Origin of the sequence: Bradyrhizobium genosp. P, assembly GCF_049949265.1 — a bacterium.
GTDB lineage: Bacteria > Pseudomonadota > Alphaproteobacteria > Rhizobiales > Xanthobacteraceae > Bradyrhizobium.
Genome location: NZ_CP188195.1, coordinates 4,724,702 through 4,744,187 on the forward strand (window position 1 = coordinate 4,724,702; position 19,486 = coordinate 4,744,187).

At 63.8% G+C, this 19,486-nt stretch carries 21 protein-coding genes; 19 read left to right on the plus strand and 2 right to left on the minus strand.

What is annotated here, in order from left to right; genetic code table 11:
* Position 1: 1 nt before the first annotated feature.
* Positions 2 to 991, minus strand: a complete 990-nt coding sequence (locus tag ACP2YO_RS22865) for a UbiA family prenyltransferase (RefSeq protein ID WP_426442820.1) — start codon at positions 989 to 991, stop codon at positions 2 to 4.
* Between the two features lie 352 nt (positions 992 to 1,343).
* A complete protein-coding gene (locus ACP2YO_RS22870) occupies positions 1,344 to 1,547 on the minus strand; it encodes a hypothetical protein (protein ID WP_426442821.1) in 204 nt (67 codons plus the stop codon).
* 200 nt (positions 1,548 to 1,747) lie between these two features.
* Here ACP2YO_RS22870 and ACP2YO_RS22875 point away from each other — a divergent pair, with 200 nt between their 5' ends.
* From ACP2YO_RS22875 to ACP2YO_RS22965, 19 genes are all read left to right on the plus strand, one after another.
* Positions 1,748 to 2,761: a TRAP transporter substrate-binding protein gene (locus ACP2YO_RS22875; RefSeq protein WP_426443290.1), complete on the plus strand. Its 1,014-nt coding sequence runs from the start codon at positions 1,748 to 1,750 to the stop codon at positions 2,759 to 2,761.
* A gap of 120 nt (positions 2,762 to 2,881) precedes the next feature.
* On the plus strand, positions 2,882 to 3,790 hold the full coding sequence (locus ACP2YO_RS22880; RefSeq protein WP_426442822.1) for an alpha/beta fold hydrolase: 909 nt from the start codon (positions 2,882 to 2,884) through the stop codon (positions 3,788 to 3,790).
* Between the two features lie 182 nt (positions 3,791 to 3,972).
* A complete protein-coding gene (locus tag ACP2YO_RS22885; protein WP_426442823.1) occupies positions 3,973 to 4,485 on the plus strand; it encodes a MarR family winged helix-turn-helix transcriptional regulator in 513 nt (170 codons plus the stop codon).
* Positions 4,486 to 4,750: 265 nt separating this feature from the next.
* Positions 4,751 to 5,116, plus strand: a complete 366-nt coding sequence (locus tag ACP2YO_RS22890; RefSeq protein WP_426442824.1) for an NADH-quinone oxidoreductase subunit A — start codon at positions 4,751 to 4,753, stop codon at positions 5,114 to 5,116.
* 65 nt (positions 5,117 to 5,181) lie between these two features.
* On the plus strand, positions 5,182 to 5,727 hold the full coding sequence (locus ACP2YO_RS22895; protein WP_426443291.1) for a NuoB/complex I 20 kDa subunit family protein: 546 nt from the start codon (positions 5,182 to 5,184) through the stop codon (positions 5,725 to 5,727).
* Positions 5,728 to 5,739: 12 nt separating this feature from the next.
* Positions 5,740 to 6,357 (plus strand): NADH-quinone oxidoreductase subunit C, encoded by a 618-nt coding sequence (locus ACP2YO_RS22900; protein WP_426442825.1) that lies wholly within the window; start codon positions 5,740 to 5,742, stop codon positions 6,355 to 6,357.
* Positions 6,354 to 7,550 carry an NADH-quinone oxidoreductase subunit D gene (locus ACP2YO_RS22905; RefSeq protein WP_426442826.1) on the plus strand — a complete coding sequence of 399 codons (1,197 nt, stop codon included), beginning with the start codon at positions 6,354 to 6,356 and terminating at the stop codon, positions 7,548 to 7,550. The genes ACP2YO_RS22900 and ACP2YO_RS22905 overlap by 4 nt, the downstream gene beginning before the upstream one ends.
* Positions 7,550 to 8,509: an FkbM family methyltransferase gene (locus ACP2YO_RS22910; protein WP_426442827.1), complete on the plus strand. Its 960-nt coding sequence runs from the start codon at positions 7,550 to 7,552 to the stop codon at positions 8,507 to 8,509. The genes ACP2YO_RS22905 and ACP2YO_RS22910 overlap by 1 nt, the downstream gene beginning before the upstream one ends.
* A gap of 11 nt (positions 8,510 to 8,520) precedes the next feature.
* Positions 8,521 to 9,132, plus strand: coding sequence for an NADH-quinone oxidoreductase subunit NuoE (nuoE, locus tag ACP2YO_RS22915; RefSeq protein ID WP_426442828.1), 612 nt, complete (start codon positions 8,521 to 8,523; stop codon positions 9,130 to 9,132).
* Complete coding sequence (locus tag ACP2YO_RS22920; protein WP_426442829.1) at positions 9,132 to 9,341, plus strand: hypothetical protein; 210 nt, start codon at positions 9,132 to 9,134, stop codon at positions 9,339 to 9,341. The genes nuoE and ACP2YO_RS22920 overlap by 1 nt, the downstream gene beginning before the upstream one ends.
* A gap of 19 nt (positions 9,342 to 9,360) precedes the next feature.
* Positions 9,361 to 10,686 (plus strand): NADH-quinone oxidoreductase subunit NuoF, encoded by a 1,326-nt coding sequence (gene nuoF / locus ACP2YO_RS22925; protein WP_426442830.1) that lies wholly within the window; start codon positions 9,361 to 9,363, stop codon positions 10,684 to 10,686.
* A gap of 2 nt (positions 10,687 to 10,688) precedes the next feature.
* On the plus strand, positions 10,689 to 11,186 hold the full coding sequence (locus ACP2YO_RS22930; RefSeq protein ID WP_426442831.1) for a hypothetical protein: 498 nt from the start codon (positions 10,689 to 10,691) through the stop codon (positions 11,184 to 11,186).
* A gap of 4 nt (positions 11,187 to 11,190) precedes the next feature.
* Positions 11,191 to 13,266, plus strand: a complete 2,076-nt coding sequence (nuoG, locus tag ACP2YO_RS22935) for an NADH-quinone oxidoreductase subunit NuoG (RefSeq protein WP_426442832.1) — start codon at positions 11,191 to 11,193, stop codon at positions 13,264 to 13,266.
* 10 nt (positions 13,267 to 13,276) lie between these two features.
* Positions 13,277 to 14,347: an NADH-quinone oxidoreductase subunit NuoH gene (gene nuoH / locus ACP2YO_RS22940; RefSeq protein WP_426442833.1), complete on the plus strand. Its 1,071-nt coding sequence runs from the start codon at positions 13,277 to 13,279 to the stop codon at positions 14,345 to 14,347.
* A gap of 7 nt (positions 14,348 to 14,354) precedes the next feature.
* Positions 14,355 to 14,843, plus strand: coding sequence for an NADH-quinone oxidoreductase subunit NuoI (nuoI, locus tag ACP2YO_RS22945; RefSeq protein WP_426442834.1), 489 nt, complete (start codon positions 14,355 to 14,357; stop codon positions 14,841 to 14,843).
* Positions 14,844 to 14,852: 9 nt separating this feature from the next.
* A complete protein-coding gene (locus ACP2YO_RS22950) occupies positions 14,853 to 15,491 on the plus strand; it encodes an NADH-quinone oxidoreductase subunit J (protein WP_426442835.1) in 639 nt (212 codons plus the stop codon).
* Positions 15,488 to 15,796, plus strand: a complete 309-nt coding sequence (nuoK, locus tag ACP2YO_RS22955) for an NADH-quinone oxidoreductase subunit NuoK (protein WP_212398800.1) — start codon at positions 15,488 to 15,490, stop codon at positions 15,794 to 15,796. Before ACP2YO_RS22950 ends, nuoK begins: the two co-directional genes overlap by 4 nt.
* Before the next feature lie 7 nt (positions 15,797 to 15,803).
* Entirely contained in the window at positions 15,804 to 17,873 is a 2,070-nt protein-coding gene (nuoL, locus tag ACP2YO_RS22960; protein ID WP_426442836.1) for an NADH-quinone oxidoreductase subunit L, read from the plus strand.
* Positions 17,873 to 19,387 carry an NADH-quinone oxidoreductase subunit M gene (locus ACP2YO_RS22965; RefSeq protein WP_426442837.1) on the plus strand — a complete coding sequence of 505 codons (1,515 nt, stop codon included), beginning with the start codon at positions 17,873 to 17,875 and terminating at the stop codon, positions 19,385 to 19,387. The genes nuoL and ACP2YO_RS22965 overlap by 1 nt, the downstream gene beginning before the upstream one ends.
* Positions 19,388 to 19,486: the final 99 nt, after the last annotated feature.

The window sequence follows — 19,486 nt, forward strand, 5'->3', positions numbered from 1 at the left end:
CCTAGTGGATCCCGCCGAGACGGATCAGGTCCGAGCCGGTCAGGCCGTTCAACCAGGGCAGGTCCACGAAGGTCAGCACGCCGAACAGCGCCATGGTGACGGCGGCGGCGATCAGCATCGCCGGCTGCCGCATCAATTCCTCCGGCCGTGCCGCGGCGGAGTCGGGCGTCAGCGCGAGCCGCATGTAGAAGGCGAACAGCGCGATCAGGAGCGGAATGACGACGAGATATTCGATGCGGTACTTCAACAGGAAGATCGCCATCATGAAGGCAAAGCCCTGGGCGTAGACGAGGCAGCTCGTGACCAGGCTCGAATGGGTGTAGACGGCGAAGGAGGGGCGGTAGGCGACGAGGTTGGCGATGCCACCGGCCTCCACGATGGCGCGATGCTCGGAGACGCGTTTGGCGGCCATCAGGAAGGCGCCGCCGAACCAGTAGGCGAGCAGGATCGACACCGGCGGTGCGATGCTGGGCACCACCGCGAACCATCCGAACAGGAAGCGCAGCGGATTGTTGAGGGACTCGACGATGACGTCGACGAAGGCACGGTCCTTGGCGCGGATCGGGCGCACATTATAGATCACGCCGAATACCGCGAACACGGTCGCGGTGGTGGCGAAGGCGTAGCCGAGCCGGTTGGCTGCCAGAATGCCGACGGTGGTCAGCAGGATGTATTGGGCGAAGACGATGGTCGGCGACATCGCGGTCTGCACCGCCGGCCGCGATCGCTTGGTCGGATGCATGGCGTCGAACGGCGCATCGAGCCATTCGTTGATGGTGTAGTTGGCCGATGACAGCGCCATCGCCACGAACAGGCAGATCATCAACCGCTCGGCGAGCGTCGTGACATCGATCGGCCCGGTCTGCGACATGATCAGGGCGAAGGCGACGCCGGGGATGATCAGCATGTGCTTGATCCAGTGGTCCGGCCTGGCGATCGCGACGTAGTCGGCGAACCCGGCGGTCGGCTGCGCGTGATTGGTGATGGACATTGCGATGCTCCAAATTCCACCTGTGCCGCATCGGGGCGCGTGCGGCGAAAGATGCTTTGGAAGGGCAGCGATCGTGCCGGGGCGGACCATTGGCCGTCGGGAGAGGCGGAAGGCGCGTAACGCAGTTAACGCCGGTAGGGGGGCCCGGGATTGGGCACGGCGGCCGATCTCGCTGTCCGGCGTTCCGCACCGTCAGCATGCGCGGCACCCTCGCGTTGCGGCAGATGGTCTCCCGCGGCATGCGCCGGAATGGGACAGCTGTTTCATTTCGGCTGACCGTTCCTGGCGCGGCTCCGAGCAACAAAAAAGCCGCCAGAAGGCGGCCGTTTTGTCTGTGGAGGCGAGGGAAGTCCTAGCGGACGGTCGAGGTCTCCGACGACGTGATCGCGACCGGCTTGCCGGCCTTGATGACGTGGGTGCTCTGGGCGGTCTGGGTGAAGTCCGCGTTAGTCCGGGCCGAGATGCCGAATGCCGCGACCGCGATGCCGGCCACGAGGGCGACAACCACGATCTTGAGATGGGTCGAACGATCAGCTGAATGGATCGAGTGGTTCATGGTCGCCTCCGGGCGTCTATGCGCCGTCTGTTGACCTGAGTCGTAAGCCCGATCTGTTTCCGGATCGTTTCGCGGGTTCCCCAAAATGGTTTCATCCCCCGGCTGCATTGGTTTCGCCGCGGCTTGCGCGCTGCGGCCGCAGGACCGAAACTGCGGGAAGGCGCCGACGCGCGCTTGGGAGAAAAACAATAATGAAAACAATGAAAATGACCCGCCGGACGCTACTCGGCGCGGGCTCCGGCGCGGTCGCCGCAACGATCTTTGGCAAACAAGCCGTTGCCGCTGCCGAGTTCGATTTTAAGCTCGGCGTAGACACTCCGGAAACCCACCCGCTGACGATCCGCCTGTCGGAGGCCGCCAAGACGGTGGCGGCGCAGTCGTCCGGCCGGGTCAACATCACGGTGTTTTCCAACAGCCAGCTCGGCGGCGACCCCGAGATGCTGTCGCAGGTGCGGGCCGGCGGCATCGAGTTGATGGCGGCGCCGAGCCTGACGCTGTCGATCCTTGTGCCGCTGTCGGGCCTGCCGAGCATCGGCTTTGCGTTCCAGTCCTACGACCAGGTCTGGGCCGCGATGGACGGCGGCGTCGGCGACTTCGTGCGCGATGCGATCGGCAAGACCGGCGTGGTGCCGCTGCGGAAGGTCTGGGACAACGGCTTCCGCCAGATCACCTCGTCGTCGAACCGGCAGCTCAACAGCGTCGACGATTTCAAGGGCTTCAAGATCCGCGTCCCCGTCACCGCGCTTTTGACCTCGCTGTTCTCCGGCCTCGGGGCGCTGCCCTCGAGCATCAGCTACAACGAACTCTATTCGGCGCTACAGACCCACATCGTCGAGGGGCAGGAGAATCCACTCGCGCAGGTCTCGACCGGTAAACTCTACGAGGTGCAGAAATACTGCGCGCTGTCGAACCATTGCTGGAGCGGCTACTGGATCCTCGGCAATCGCAGCGCGATGGCGAGCTTGCCACCGGATCTGCTCGAGATCATCAATGCCGCATTCGACGCGGCGGCGTTGCAGGAGCGGACCGATCTCGTTGCGATGGATCGCTTGCTGCAGGCCGAACTGACCGCCAAGGGCATGACCTTCAACACGCCCGATCCCGTGCAGTTTCGCGCCGCGCTGGTGAAGGCCGGCTTCTACACGCAGTGGCAGAAGACCTACGGCGCAGACGCCTGGGCGGCGCTGGAGAAATATACGGGAAAGCTGACGTGACGGCATCGCGCATATAGCCTGCGATTACCTGACGCGTAATCGCGGGAGCGATCTCCCCTTGCGATGATCGAATTGTCGGCAGCGACGACGTTGCCGATCGATCCGCAAGGGAGATGTGAGATGAATCGTCGAACGGTCCTCGAAGCTACGCTGGCTGGCACCGCATTGGCGGCAGCATCGGTCGCGAGCGCGCAACCGGCCACGGCTCAACAGGCGGGGCGGCCGCTCCATGCGACCGCCAGAGACGGCACCAAACTCTTCGTGCAGGATTGGTGTTCCGGCCGGCCGGTGCTGTTCCTGGCGGCCTGGACGTTCAATTCCAGCGCCTGGGGCAGCCATATCGTCGCGCTCAATGCCAAGGGGTATCGCTGCGTCGCGCCCGACCGGCGCGGGCACGGCCGGTCCGACATGCCGGCTGTGGGATATGATCTCGATACGCTGACTGACGACGTCGCCAATGTCATCGAACAGCGCGACCTGCGCGATGTCACGCTGGTGGCGCACTCGATGGGCTCGGTCGAGGCGGTGAACTATCTCGCGTGTCACGGCTCGGAGCGCATCGCGCGGCTGGTTCTGGTCGCTCCGACGACGCCATTCTTCGTCAAGACCGAGGATAATCCCGACGCGGTTCCGAAGCCGATGATCGATGCGCAGAACGGGGCCATCGCGCAGGATTTTCCAAAATGGATGGCCGCGAACGAAGCGCCGTTCTTCATGCCTGATACGCCGGAGATCACGCGCGCCTGGATCAGGGCGATGATGCTGAGCGTGCCGCTGCCGGTGGCGCTGGCCTGCCGCAAGACCATTTCCTTTGCCGATCTCCGCGGAGCTGCCGCCGCAATCGATCGTCCGACCTTGATCGTCCACGGCGACAAGGACGCCAGCGCGCCGCTCTCGCTGACCGGTGCGAAGACGGCGAAGCTGATCAAGGGCAGCAAGCTCAATGTCTACGAGGGCGCGCCGCACGCGCTCCCGCTGACGCACAGCGAGCGCCTAGTAGCGGACTTGCTGGCCTTCATGGCAAGTTGAGGCGCGCGGCTAGCTCGCGCGCTTGATCGCGATCCCGTTGGGTGACGGTCATGCTGTTTCCTCCCGCCGCGGCCTTTGGCCTGCGGTCGTCTTGTGTTGAGCAATCCAACGATAGATCGATGACAATGTCAACGATCTCGGATAGCTTAGCAGCGCGTGCCTTTGTTGGCAGAGGTTGGCGGATGACCGAGAAGCTCAGGAACGCGCGGGCCGTGCCGGCGGAGATCGTGGACGCCGAACTGGCGCCGATCACCGCGATGATGTCCTCGCGCTTGATGGTGCTGGCGAACCTGCTCAAGCGCGGCGCCATCCTGCACTACAAGCGCCTTGCCGGTCTGTCGTCGGTCGAGTTCGGGCTGGTCGCCTCGCTTGGCCGGCGGCCGCCGATGAGCGTGGTGCGGCTGGCGGAAGCCGTCGGCATGGACAAGGGCCAGATCAGCCGGGCGCTCGCCGAACTCGTGGCACGCAAGCTGGTCGCCAAGGCGGTCAACCCACGGGACAACCGGGAGACGTTGGTCTGCCTGACCAAAGGTGGCCTCGCGGCACATGACGCTATTGTGGCAGGCGCGCAGGAGCGCAACCGGCGCCTGCTGGAACAGCTGAGTCCACAGCAGCTTGAGTTCTTGCTCGACCACGTCGATCGCCTGACAGCGACCGCAGCCGAAATGCTCGCCGCCGAGAAAGAGCTGAGCTGATATGGCGACAGCGCAAGGCTTCCGAGCAAGACACCCTAACAAGACACCCTAACAAGACACCCTAACAAGGCACCCGAGCTGCGCCGCGGCGTTGCCTCGCAAGGAACGCCCGCCCGCAGACCGGGCCGAGAGCCTGCGGGAGAGGGCGGTAAAAGCGTCAAAATAGCTTGTCTTGCGCCCTCTGTTGCGCTGCGCTAAGCCTCAAGAACAATTCCAATCAACGAATCTGCGGCCTCTCCAAAACCGCAGTAAGAAGGCCTCGCCGATGACCGGCATCCTGCAGAATTACCTCCCACTTGTGGTTTTTATCGGGGTCGCCGGCCTGATCGGTCTGGCGCTCCTGATCGCGCCGTTCCTGGTCGCGTTCCAGTCGCCGGATCCGGAAAAGCTCTCCGCCTATGAATGCGGATTCAACGCTTTTGACGACGCCCGCATGAAGTTCGACGTCCGCTTCTATCTGGTGGCGATCCTCTTCATCATCTTCGACCTCGAAGTGGCATTCTTGTTTCCCTGGGCCGTGGCGTTCGGGAAGCTTGGTACCACCGGGTTCTGGTCGATGATGGTGTTCCTGGCCGTGCTGACGGTTGGGTTTGCTTATGAATGGAAGAAAGGCGCGCTCGAATGGGATTGAGCCCCACCGTCGCATCCTCACAGCCGGCGACCGCCAAACCTGCGATCGCCAAACCTGCAATCGCTATGGCTCCGACAGGCATCCTCGATCCGTCGACCGGCAAGCCGGTCGGCGCCAACGATCCCTATTTCGTCGAGGTCAACCACGAACTATCCGACAAGGGCTTCTTTGTCGCCGCGGCTGACGATCTCATCACTTGGGCTCGCACCGGCTCGCTGATGTGGATGACCTTCGGTCTCGCCTGCTGCGCGGTCGAGATGATGCAGGTGTCGATGCCGCGCTACGACGTCGAGCGCTTCGGCTTCGCGCCGCGCGCTTCGCCGCGGCAGTCCGACGTGATGATCGTCGCGGGCACCCTGACCAACAAGATGGCGCCGGCGCTGCGCAAGGTCTACGACCAGATGCCGGAGCCGCGCTACGTCATCTCGATGGGCTCCTGCGCCAACGGCGGCGGCTACTACCACTATTCCTATGCGGTGGTGCGCGGCTGCGACCGCATCGTGCCGATCGACATCTACGTGCCGGGCTGCCCGCCCACTGCGGAAGCGCTGCTCTACGGCGTGCTGCTGCTGCAGAAGAAGATCCGCCGCATCGGCACCATCGAACGCTAAGGTTTCTACGTCATGGACGACGGCAAGCTCGACGCCCTTGGGCAGACGATTGTGAGCGCGCTTCCGGGCGCCGCCACCGCCCACTCGGTCGCGTTCAACCAACTCACTGTCGACGTCGAGGTAGGCAAGATTGTGGAGGTCGTCACCTTCCTGCGTGACGATCCCAACTGCCGCTTCGTCAACATCACCGACGTGACCGCGGTCGACTATCCCGGCCGCGATAAGCGCTTCGACGTCGTCTACCATTTTATGTCGCCGGTGCTGAACACGCGGATCCGGCTGCGCGCCGAGGCCGACGAAACGACCCAAGTGCCGTCGATCATCGGCGTCTTCCCGGGCGCCGACTGGTTCGAGCGCGAGACCTACGACCTCTACGGCGTGATCTTCATCGGCCATCCGGACATGCGGCGGCTGTTGACCGATTACGGCTTCGACGGGCATCCGCTGCGCAAGGACTTCCCGCTGACCGGCTTCGTCGAGGTGCGTTACGACGACCAGGAGAAGCGGGTGCTGTACGAGCCTGTCAGGCTCGACCAGGAATTCCGCAAGTTCGATTTCCTCTCGCCTTGGGAAGGCGCCGATTATCCGCTTCCCGGTGACGAGAAGGCCAAGGCGGAGCCGAAGCCATGAATGAGCAGCCGCAAAACCTCCGCAACTTCACAATCAACTTTGGCCCGCAGCATCCTGCCGCCCACGGCGTTCTCCGTCTTGTGTTGGAGCTGGACGGCGAAGTCGTCGAGCGCGTCGATCCGCATATCGGCCTGCTTCATCGCGGTACCGAGAAACTGATCGAGCACAAGACCTATCTGCAGGCGATTCCCTATTTCGACCGGCTCGACTACGTCGCTCCGATGAACCAGGAACATGCGTTCTGCCTCGCCGTGGAAAAGCTGCTCGGCATCACGGTGCCGCGCCGCGGCCAGTTGATCCGCGTGCTCTATTGCGAAATCGGCCGCATCCTCTCCCATCTGCTCAACGTCACCACGCAGGCGATGGACGTCGGCGCCTTGACCCCGCCGCTGTGGGGCTTCGAAGAGCGCGAGAAGCTGATGGTGTTCTATGAGCGCGCCTCCGGCTCGCGGATGCATGCAGCCTTCTTCCGCGTCGGCGGCGTGCACCAGGATTTGCCGCCGAAGCTGATCGACGACATCGATGCGTGGTGCGATCCGTTCCTGCAGGTCGTCGCCGACCTCGACACGCTGCTCACCGGCAACCGCATCTTCAAGCAGCGCAACGTCGACATCGGCGTGGTGCCGCTGAAGGAAGCCTGGGAGTGGGGTTTCTCCGGCGTGATGGTGCGCGGTTCGGGCGCCGCCTGGGACCTGCGCAAGTCGCAGCCCTACGAATGCTACGCCGAGATGGAGTTCGACATTCCGATCGGCAAGAACGGCGACTGTTTCGACCGCTATCTGATCCGGATGGAAGAGATGCGCCAATCTGTGCGCATCATGAAGCAGTGCATCCAGAAGCTGAAGGCATCAGACGGGCAGGGCCCGGTCGTGGTCGAGGACAACAAGGTCGCGCCGCCGCGACGCGACGAGATGAAGCGCTCGATGGAAGCGCTGATCCATCACTTCAAGCTCTACACCGAAGGCGTGCACGTGCCGGCCGGCGAGGTCTACGTCGCGGTCGAGGCGCCGAAGGGCGAGTTCGGCGTCTATCTCGTCGCCGACGGCACCAACAAGCCCTACAAGTGCAAGATCCGTGCGCCGGGCTTTGCCCATCTCCAGGCGATGGATCACATCTGCAAGGGTCATCTGCTCGCCGACGTCTCGGCCATTCTCGGCTCGCTCGATATCGTGTTTGGAGAGGTCGATCGGTAATGGTGCAGCCGCCCATCCAGTTTGACCGTGCCTCGGGGGTCCTCGAAGGGGCCAACGCCTGGGAGCGGACGGCTGCGCTGGCGCTGACGACGGGCGCGAAGGTCTCCGCGCACTTCTCCCATATGGGCTTCATCGCCTGCGCCAATCTGCTGCGCAAGACGCTGCCGAAGCGCGACATCGCCGTGAAGCTCAACGAGGACGCGGTGTTCGCCTATCCGAACGGCGATGGCTACTGGAGCAAGCTGCTCGATCTCGATTACACCTATGAGTCTGAACTCGAGTTTCTGTTTGAGGACTCCGCCGACGTCGACTACACGCTGCTCGATTGCGGCGCCAATTACGGCTACTGGTCGGTGCTGGTGTCGAGCAAGCCGTTCGGCGCGCACAGGGCGATCGCGATCGAGCCGTCCGGGCAGAATTATCCAAAGCTCGCCAACAACGCCCGCATCAACGGCAACCGCTTCGAGACCATGAAATGCGCGATCGGTGCCGCCCGCGGCACCGCGCGGCTGTCCGGGGTCAAGCATGAGGGCTACAGCATCACCGGCGACCAGAGCCGCGGTGAGGAAGTGCCGGTCATCTCGCTCGACAATCTGATCGAGGACGGCAAGGTCGCGGCATCCGGAAAATATCTGGTAAAGCTCGACGTCGAGGGCGTCGAGATCGAGGCCATGAAAGGCGGCAAGCGGTTGATGCAGGCCGACAGCGTGCTGGTTTGCGAGGAGCACGGCAGCGATCGCTCGCATAGCATATCGCGCTACATCCTCGAAGAGACGCCCCTGACGCTGATCGTCTACGACCCCAGCACCAATCGCCTTGAGACCGTGAACGAGCTTTCGATTCTCGATCGCATCAAGGTTTCCACCCATATCGGCTACAACGTGTTCGGCACCGCAAGCGCCTTCTGGCAAGACCGGATTGATGCGTTGAATGCGAAGACCGCACGCCGCGTGCAATGAGAGACTGAACGATGTCCGTCCGCCGCCTCGCCCCGAAGGAATTGCAGCCCGCGAGCTTCACGTTCACGGACGAGAATCTCGCCTGGGCCAAGAAAGAGATCGAGAAATATCCGCCGGGACGTCAGGCCTCGGCCGCGATCGCGATCCTGTGGCGCGTGCAGGAGCAGCATGAGGGCTGGGTGTCGGAGGTCGCGATCCGCGCCGTCGCCGATCTGCTCGATATGCCGCACATCCGCATGCTGGAGATCGCGACCTTCTACACGATGTTCCAGCTCTCACCGGTCGGCAAGAAGGCGCATGTACAGGTCTGCGGCACCACGCCGTGCCGGCTGCGCGGCGCCGCCGACCTGATCGAAGTGTGCCAGCACCGCATCCATCACGATCCCTTCCAATTGTCGAAGGACGGCAACTTCTCCTGGGAGGAGGTCGAATGCCTCGGCGCCTGCGTGAACGCGCCGATGGTGCTGATCTGGAAGGATACCTATGAGGACCTGACCAAGGAGAGCCTCGGCAAGGTGCTTGACGGCTTCGCCGCCGGCAATCCGCCGAAGCCCGGCCCGCAGGTCGACCGTCAGTATTCGGCGCCGATGGGTGGACCGACCACGCTGAAGGAAACCACCTGATGCGCGGCTTTCAGGTACAGGCGAGCGGGATGGGGGGCGGTGCGATGAAGAGCTGGCGTTACATCGCCCTGCACACCGCGGCCGCGGCCTGCTTCATCTACCTGCTGCAGCGCTACGGGTTGAACGCCTCGCTGGAGACCAGCCTGTTGTGGGCCATCGTGTTCGGCGGCTGTGCCGCCGGGCTCGCTTACTCCCAAGCCAACCGTTGATGTTCGGAAAGTTTTGAGAATGCTCGCCGACAAGGATCGCATCTTCAAGAACCTCTACGGCCTCCATGACTGGGGCCTCGAGGGCGCGCGCAGCCGCGGTGCCTGGGACGGCACCAAGGGAATCATCGACAAGGGCCGCGACTGGATCATCAACGAGATGAAGGCGTCCGGCCTCCGCGGCCGCGGCGGGGCGGGCTTCCCGACCGGCATGAAGTGGTCGTTCATGCCTAAGGAATCCAAGGACGGTCGTCCGAGCTACCTCGTCGTCAATGCGGACGAGTCGGAGCCCGGCACCTGCAAGGACCGCGAGATCATGCGGCACGATCCGCATCTGCTGGTCGAAGGCTGCCTGCTCGCGAGCTTCGCGATGAACGCGCATGCCTGCTACATCTATGTGCGCGGTGAATTCATCCGTGAGCGTGAGCACCTGCAGGCCGCAATCGACCAGGCCTACGACGCCAAGCTGGTCGGCAAGGACAATATCAACGGCTGGCCGTTCGACATCTACGTCGCCCACGGCGCCGGCGCCTATATCTGCGGCGAGGAGACCGCGCTGCTCGAGAGCCTCGAAGGCAAGAAGGGCCAGCCGCGCCTGAAGCCGCCGTTCCCGGCTAATGTCGGTCTCTATGGTTGCCCGACCACCGTGAACAACGTCGAATCGATCGCGGTGGCGCCCGACATCCTGCGCCGTGGTGCCGCCTGGTTCGCCAGCATCGGCCGGCCCAACAATGTCGGCACCAAACTGTTCTGCATCTCCGGCCATGTCGAACGTCCGTGCAATGTCGAAGAGGCGATGGGCATCCCGTTCAAGGAACTGATCGACAAGCATTGCGGCGGCATCCGCGGCGGCTGGGACAATCTGAAGGCGGTGATCCCCGGCGGTTCGTCGGTGCGCATGGTGCCGGCCGAGCAGATCATCGACACGCCAATGGATTTCGACAGCCTGAGCAAGCTGCGCTCGGGCCTCGGCACCGCCGCCGTGATCGTGATGGACAAGTCGACCGACCTGATCCGGGCGATCGCGCGAATCTCCTATTTCTACAAGCATGAGAGCTGCGGCCAGTGCACGCCGTGCCGCGAGGGCACGGGCTGGATGTGGCGCGTGCTGACCCGCATGGCCGAGGGCCGCGCCCACAAGCGCGAGATCGACATGCTGCTCGAAGTGACCAAGCAGATCGAGGGCCACACGATCTGCGCGCTCGGCGACGCCGCGGCGTGGCCGATCCAGGGCCTGATCGCGCATTTCCGTCACGAGATTGAAGAGCGCATCGATCAGTACTCGCACAAGGCCGATCTGGACGATCAGGGCGTCCGTGATCCCGTGCACATGGTGGCTGCGGAGTAGTGATGGCAGCGATGACGCAACAGATTGCCTGGTGGCAGAAATACGGAACGCTTGCGCAGATGGCGCAGGCGGCCGTGGCGCTGCTCGGCTTTGCTGCAATCCTGCTGCAGATCAACGAAATCCGCGCCGCCAACCGCGCGTCCAGCGCGCGCACGGTGTTTCTGGGCTACACCGACCTCGCATTCAAGAATCCGAAATTCGCCTACCCCGACTATGCAGCGATCAAGGCCGGCAGCCGCGACGAGCGGACCCAGTATGAAAGCTTCGTGTCCTATTTCCTGTACGCCTGCGAGGAGGCGATGACGGCCTTTTCCGACCGACACGAATGGCAGGCCTCCTGCGACTACGACCTGAAGCCGCATCTGCCGTTCCTCTGCGACAAGAACCAGGCGCAGCCCGCCTATCTCGCCACCTACGGCGCCGACATCCAGCAATGGGTGAGGGCGTCACTGAAAACCGCCAGCGTCGTGCCGCCCGACTGCAAGCTGGGAAAGACTTGAAGACATGACCAAGATCATCGTCGATGGCAAAGAGATCGATGTGCCGCCGGAATACACGCTGTTGCAGGCGTGTGAGGCGGCTGGCGCCGAGATTCCGCGCTTCTGCTACCACGAGCGACTGTCGATCGCCGGCAATTGCCGGATGTGCCTCGTCGAGGTGAAGGGCGGCCCGAAGCCGGTGGCAAGCTGTGCCTGGGGCGTGCGTGACTGCCGTCCGGGCCCGAAGGGCGAGCCGCCGGAAATATCGACCCGTTCGCCGATGGTGAAGAAGGCGCGCGAAGGCGTGATGGAGTTCCTGCTGATCAACCATCCGCTGGATTGCCCGATCTGCGATCAAGGCGGCGAGTGCGACCTGCAGGACCAGGCGATGGGCTACGGCGTCGACACCAGCCGTTTCGCCGAGAACAAGCGCGCGGTCGAGGACAAGTATCTCGGCGCGCTGGTCAAGACCTCGATGAACCGCTGCATCCAGTGCACGCGCTGCGTCCGGTTCTCCGCCGAAGTCTGCGGCGCGCCCGAGATGGGCGCGACCGGCCGCGGCGAGGACATGGAGATCACCACCTATCTGGAGTCGGCGCTGAGTTCGGAGTTGCAGGGCAACCTTGTCGACATCTGCCCGGTGGGCGCGCTGACCTCGAAGCCCTACGCGTTCGCGGCGCGGCCCTGGGAGCTCGGCAAGACGCAGTCGGTCGACGTCATGGACGGCGTCGGCTCCGCGATCCGGGTCGACACCCGCGGCCGCGAGGTGATGCGGATCCTGCCGCGCATCAACGAGGCCGTGAACGAGGAGTGGATTTCCGACAAGACGCGCCACATCGTCGACGGCCTGCGCACGCAGCGGCTCGACCGTCCCTATGTCAGAGAGAACGGCCAGCTCCGGCAGGCCTCGTGGCAGGAGGCTTTCGCGGCAATTGCGGCCAAGGTCGGCCGCGGCGACGGCAAGCGGATCGGCGCCATCGCCGGCGATCTCGCCGCCGTCGAGGAGATGTTCGCGCTGAAGGAGCTGCTGGCGAAGCTCGGCTCGGCCAATCTCGCGGTGCAGGGCGGCGACGCCTTCGATGCCAGGGCCGGCCGCGGCTCCTACATCTTCAACCCGACCATTGCCGGCATCGACCAGGCGGATGCGGTGCTGATCATCGGCTCGCACCCGCGCAAGGAAGCCGCCGTGCTCAACGCGCGGATCCGCAAGCGCTGGCGCGCCGGCGGGATCAAGGTCGGCCTGATCGGCGCCCATGCCGATTTCACCTATCCCCACGATTATCTCGGCGCGGGCACCGACACGCTCGCCGAGCTCGTGGCCGGCAAGCACTCGTTTGCCGACGTGCTGAAGAACGCCAAGCACCCGATCATCCTGGTCGGCGCCGGCGCCTATGCCAGGCAAGACGGCGCGGCGGTGCTGGCGCAGGCGGCGAAGCTCGCCGTCGACGTCGGCGCGCTGAAGGACGGCTGGAACGGCTTTGCGGTGCTGCAGGATACGGCGTCGCGCGCCGGCGCGCTCGACATCGGCTTCGCGCCGTCGGCCGGCAGCCTGACCACGGCGCAGATGACGACCTTCGGCACGCTCGACGTGCTGTTCCTGCTCGGCGCCGACGAGATCAAGGCGCCGGATGGCACCTTCGTCGTTTATATCGGCACCCATGGCGATCGCGGCGCGCACCGCGCCGACGTCATCCTGCCGGGTGCGGCCTACACCGAGAAGGCCGGCATCTACGTCAACACCGAGGGTAGGGCGCAGATGGCCAACCGCGCCGCGTTCCCGCCGGGCGAGGCCCGCGAGGACTGGGCGATCATCCGCGCGCTGTCGGATGTGCTCGGCAAGAAGCTGCCGTTCGACTCCATGCAGGCGCTGCGCCAGGCGATGTTCAAGGTCACTCCGCATCTGATGCGGCTCGACCAGATCGAGGCTGGCAAGCCTGACGACGTCCAGGCGTTGGCGGCCAACGGCGGCAGCGTCGACAAGGCGGCGTTCAAGCCGACCGTTGAGGATTACTATCTGACCAACCCGATCGCGCGGGCCTCCGCCGTGATGGCGGAGTGTTCGCGGCTGGCGTCGGGCCGAATGCTGACGGCAGCGGAGTGAGCGTGACCTGATGGCTGAATTCTTCGCAAGCTCGTTCTGGACCGGCTTCCTCTGGCCGCTGATCATCATGGTCGCGGAGAGCCTGCTGCTGCTGGTCGTGCTCCTGATCGCGATCGCCTACATCCTGCTCGCCGACCGCAAGATCTGGGCGGCGGTGCAGATCCGCCGCGGCCCCAACGTGGTCGGGCCGTTCGGACTGCTGCAATCCTTCGCCGACCTGCTGAAATTCGTGCTGAAGGAACCGGTGATTCCCGCCGGCTCCAACAAGGGCGTGTTTCTGCTGGCGCCATTGGTGTCCTGCGTCCTGGCGCTCGCCGCCTGGGCGGTGATCCCGATGAATCTCGGCTGGGTGATCTCCGACATCAATGTCGGCGTTCTCTACATCTTCGCGATCTCCTCGCTGTCGATCTACGGCGTCATCATGGCCGGCTGGTCGTCGAACTCGAAATATCCGTTCCTGGCCGCGCTGCGCTCGGCGGCGCAGATGGTGTCCTACGAGGTCTCGATCGGCTTCGTGATTATCACCGTGCTGCTATGCGTCGGCTCGCTGAACCTGTCGGCCGTTGTGGAAGCGCAGAACACCCGCGGGCTTGGCAGCCTGATCGGGCTGCCGCAGCTCACCATCCTGAACTGGTATGTGTGGCCGCTGTTCCCGATGTTCGTGGTGTTCTACGTTTCGGCGCTGGCGGAAACCAACCGCCCGCCGTTCGATCTCGTGGAAGCCGAATCCGAGCTGGTCGCCGGCTTCATGACCGAATACGGCTCGACGCCGTATCTCCTGTTTATGCTCGGCGAGTATGTCGCGATCACCACGATGTGCGCGCTGGCGTCGATCATGTTCCTGGGCGGCTGGCTGCCGCCGGTGGCGCTGCCGCCGTTCACCTGGATCCCGGGTGTCATCTGGTTCGTACTCAAAGTGTTCTTCATGTTCTTCATGTTTGCGATGGCGAAGGCGATCGTGCCGCGCTACCGCTACGATCAACTGATGCGGCTCGGCTGGAAGGTGTTCCTGCCGCTGTCGCTGGCAATGGTGGTGATTGTGGCGGGTGTGCTGCAGTTCACCGGCATCGCACCGAAGTGAGGCCGTCATGAGCATCAACGCAACAGCCCGCTCGCTTCTGCTGTCGGAATTCGTCTCGGCGTTTGTCCTCGCCATGCGCTATTTCTTCAAGCCGAAGCCGACGCTGAACTATCCCTTCGAGAAGGGCCCGATCTCGCCGCGGTTCCGCGGCGAGCACGCGCTGCGCCGCTACCCCAACGGGGAAGAGCGCTGCATCGCCTGCAAGCTGTGCGAGGCAATCTGCCCGGCGCAGGCGATCACGATCGAGGCCGGTCCCCGCCGCAACGACGGCACCCGCCGCACGGTGCGCTACGACATCGATATGGTGAAGTGCATCTATTGCGGCCTGTGCCAGGAAGCCTGCCCGGTGGACGCCATCGTCGAGGGACCGAATTTCGAATTCGCGACCGAGACCCGCGAGGAACTGTTCTATGACAAGGCGAAACTGCTCGCCAATGGCGACCGCTGGGAGCGCGACATTGCAAGGTCGATCGAACTCGACGCGCCGTACCGGTAAGGTGAGGACATGATCGTTTCGGCGCTGTTTTTCTATCTGTTTGCCGCCGTCTGCGTGGCTTCGGCCGTCATGGTGATTGTCTCGCGCAATCCCGTGCACTCCGTGCTATTTTTGATCCTGGCGTTCGTCAACGCCTCGGGCCTGTTCGTGCTGATGGGCGCCGAGTTCCTCGGCATGATGCTGATCGTGGTTTATGTCGGCGCGGTCGCGGTGCTGTTCCTGTTCGTGATCATGATGCTCGACGTCGACTTCGTCGAGCTGCGCGAGGGCTTCATCCAGTATCTGCCTGTTGGCATCGTGATCGGCGGCATCTTCATGTTCGAGCTTCTGCTCGTCGTCGGCGCCTGGGTGATCAACCCGACCGTGACCAAGACGATCACGGCGGCGATCCCGACCAATGTCACCAATACCGAGGCGCTCGGCCTCGTGCTCTACACCAAGTACATCCACTACTTCCAGCTCGCCGGCATGGTGCTGCTGGTCGCCATGATCGGCGCCATCGTGCTGACGCTGCGCCACAAGGCGAGCGTCAAGCGGCAGAACGTCAACGTGCAGAACGCGCGCACGCCCGAGATCGCGATGGCGTTGCGCAAGGTGACGTCGGGGCAGGGACTGCAGGATGCCGACGCGGCGGAGTGGGTGAAATGACGATCGGGCTCGGGCACTATCTGGCGGTCGGCGCGATCCTGTTCACGCTCGGGATCCTCGGCATCTTCCTCAACCGCAAGAACATTATCGTCATCCTGATGTCGATCGAGCTGATCCTGCTCTCGGTCAATATCAACCTGGTGGCGTTCTCGACCTTCCTCGGCGACATCGTCGGCCAGGTGTTCGCGCTCCTGGTGCTGACGGTGGCGGCGGCCGAGGCTGCGATCGGCCTTGCCGTGCTCGTTACGTATTTCCGCAACCGCGGTTCGATCGCGGTTGAAGACGTCAATCTGATGAAGGGCTGATCCGGCGATGATACAGGCAATTGTGTTCCTGCCTCTGCTGGGCGCCATCCTCGCGGGGATCATCGCGCTGTCGGGTGCGCATGCGCGCTGTCCGAGCGGCGACACCGTCGAGCATCACGATGACGCGCATGGCGACGCCCATGCCGCAGCGGCCCACGAGGATCATGATGACGACCACGGCCACGACGACCACCACGTCGCCGAGCCGGCGGCGGCGGGCTCGCGGCTTGCGGAGCTGATCACCACCGGCCTGTTGTTCGTGTCGGCGGCGCTGTCCTGGTTCGCGCTGGTCGATGTCGGCTTCATGCACCATGACGTGCGTGTCGTGCTGCTGCCCTGGATCACCTCGGGCGACTTGCAGGTGGCCTGGACGCTGCGGGTCGACACGCTGACCGCGGTGATGCTGGTCGTGGTCAACACGGTATCCGCGCTCGTCCACCTCTATTCCATCGGCTACATGGACGAGGACCCGAACCGGCCGCGCTTCTTCGGCTATCTCAGCCTGTTCACCTTCGCGATGCTGATGCTGGTGACGTCTGACAACCTCGTGCAGATGTTCTTCGGCTGGGAGGGCGTCGGTCTCGCAAGCTACCTGCTGATCGGCTTCTGGTACCAGAAGCCGTCGGCGAACGCTGCGGCGATCAAGGCCTTCGTGGTCAACCGCGTCGGTGATTTCGGCTTCGCGCTCGGCATCTTCTCGATCTTCGCGTTGGTCGGCTCGACCGATTTCGAGACCATCTTCCACGCAGCTCCAGGGCTGACCGGCAAGGCCGTCGACTTCTTCGGCTGGCAGGTCGATGCGCTGACCCTGACCTGCCTGCTGCTGTTCATGGGCGCGATGGGCAAGTCGGCGCAGTTCCTGCTGCACACCTGGTTGCCCGACGCGATGGAAGGCCCGACCCCGGTGTCGGCGCTGATCCATGCCGCGACCATGGTCACCGCCGGCGTCTTCATGGTGGCGCGGCTGTCGCCGCTGTTCGAGCTGTCGCCGACCGCGCAGGCAGTGGTGATGTTCTTCGGCGCGACCACGGCGTTCTTCGCCGCCACGATCGGCCTGGTGCAGAACGACATCAAGCGCATCGTCGCCTACTCGACCTGTTCGCAGCTCGGCTACATGTTCGTGGCGATGGGGGCGGGGGCCTATTCGGTCGGCATGTTCCATCTGTTCACGCACGCCTTCTTCAAGGCGCTGCTGTTCCTGGGCTCAGGCTCGGTGATCTACGCGATGCATCACGAGCAGGACATCCGCAACATGGGCGGCCTGTGGCGCAAGATACCGTACACCTTCACGGTGATGTGCATCGGCACGCTGGCGCTGACCGGCTTCCCGCTGTTCGCCGGCTACTTCTCCAAGGACGCGATCATCGAGGCCGCCTATGCGTCGCATAACCCGCTCGGGGTCTATGCCTACCTGCTGACGGTCGGGGCCGCGGGGCTCACCTCGTTCTATTCCTGGCGTCTGATCTTCAAGACGTTCTTCGGCGAGCCGCACGACCAGAAGCACTACGAAGCGGCGCATGAGAGCCCGATGTGGATGCTGGTCCCGATCGGCGTGCTGGCGGCAGGCTCGATCCTGGCTGGCCTGCCGTTCAAGGAGCTGTTCGCGAGCCCCCACGGCGTCGAGGAGTTCTTCCGCGAGTCCGTCAAGATGAACCCGCATATCCTCGAGGACATGGAGAATATGCCGAGCTGGCTCGCGCCGCTGCCGACCGTGATGATGCTGCTCGGCCTGTTCGTGTCCTACATGTTCTATATCCGCAGGCCGTATCTGCCGGTCGAACTCGCCAACCAGCAGCCGATGCTGTACCAGTTCCTGCTCAACAAATGGTACTTCGACGAGTTGTATGATTTGATTTTCGTGCGCCCGGCCAAGTGGATCGGCTACCAGCTCTGGAAGAAGGGCGACGGCTTCATCATCGACGGCCTCGGTCCCGACGGCGTCTCGGCCCGTGTGCTCGACATCACCCGCAACGTCGTCAAATTGCAGACCGGCTACCTCTATCACTACGCTTTCGCGATGCTGATCGGGGCCGCCGGATTGATCACCTGGTTCATGTTCGGCTTGGGAGGCCAGTAATGACAACCTGGCCCATCCTTTCCGTCACGACCTTCCTGCCGGCGTTCGGCGCGCTGCTGGTCTACCTGCTCGCGCGCGGCGGCGACGAGGCGGCCGACCGCACGGCGCGCTGGATTTCGCTGTGGACGACCGCGATCACCTTCGTGGTCTCGCTGATCCTGGTGGCGCGCTTCGATCCGGCGCAGGCCGACTTCCAGTTCGTCGAGAAGACGTCCTGGCTCGCCACCGGCATCACCTACCACATGGGCGTCGACGGCATCTCGCTGCCGCTGATCATCCTGACCACCGCGATCATGCCGTTCTGCATCGTCGCGAGCTGGAAGGCGATCACGACCCGCGTCAGCGAGTACATGATGGCGTTCCTGATCCTGGAAACGCTGATGGTCGGCACCTTCTCGGCGCTCGATCTCGTGCTGTTCTATTTGTTCTTCGAGGGCGGCCTGATCCCGATGTTCCTGATCATCGGCGTCTGGGGCGGCCCGCGCCGGGTCTACGCCTCGTTCAAGTTCTTCCTCTACACTTTCCTCGGCTCGGTCCTGATGCTGCTCGCCATCATGGCGCTGTACTGGACCGCCGGCACGACCGACATCCCGACGCTGATGCACACCGCGGTGCCGCGATCGCTGCAGACCTGGGCGTGGCTGGCTTTCTTCGCTTCCTTTGCGGTGAAGATGCCGATGTGGCCGGTGCACACCTGGCTGCCGGACGCGCATGTCGAGGCGCCGACCGCGGGCTCGGTGATCCTGGCCGCAATTCTGCTGAAGATGGGCGGCTACGGCTTCCTGCGCTTCTCGCTGCCGATGTTCCCGCTGGCCTCGCACGATTTCGCGCCGTTCGTGTTCACGCTGTCCGTCATCGCCATCATCTACACCTCGCTGGTGGCGCTGATGCAGGAGGACATGAAGAAGCTGATCGCGTACTCCTCGGTTGCGCATATGGGTTTCGTCACCATGGGCATCTTCGCGGTGACGACGCAGGGCGTCGCCGGCGGCATGTTCCAGATGATCTCGCACGGCATCGTGTCCGGCGCGCTGTTCCTCTGCGTCGGCGTCGTCTACGACCGCATGCACACCCGCGAGATCGCGGCCTATGGCGGGCTGGTAAACCGGATGCCGCTCTATGCGCTGGTGTTCATGGTCTTCACCATGGCCAATGTCGGTCTGCCCGGCACCAGCGGCTTCGTCGGCGAGTTCATGACGCTGCTCGGCACCTTCAAGGTGTCGCTGCCGACGGTGTTCTTCGCCACCACGGGCGTGATCCTGTCGGCATGCTACGCGCTGTGGCTCTACCGCAAGGTGGTGTTCGGGGCGCTGGTCAAGCCGTCGCTGATGTCGATGAAGGATCTCACCTTCCGCGAATGCCTGACGCTGTTTCCGCTGATCGCGCTGACCATCCTGTTCGGCGTCTATCCGAAGCCGGTGCTCGACATGTCGGCCGCCTCGGTCCAGCAGCTCGTCAATAATTACAATACCGCCGTGGGTGCCGTGAAGGCAGCCGCGCTGGTCGTCCAATAGTATAGCGTTTTCAAGCGAAGTGGGACCCGGTTCGCGTGAAGAAAACGCGTCAGACAAAAAGGCCAGAACCTCGATCGAAGTTGAGGTTCTCGATTAGGA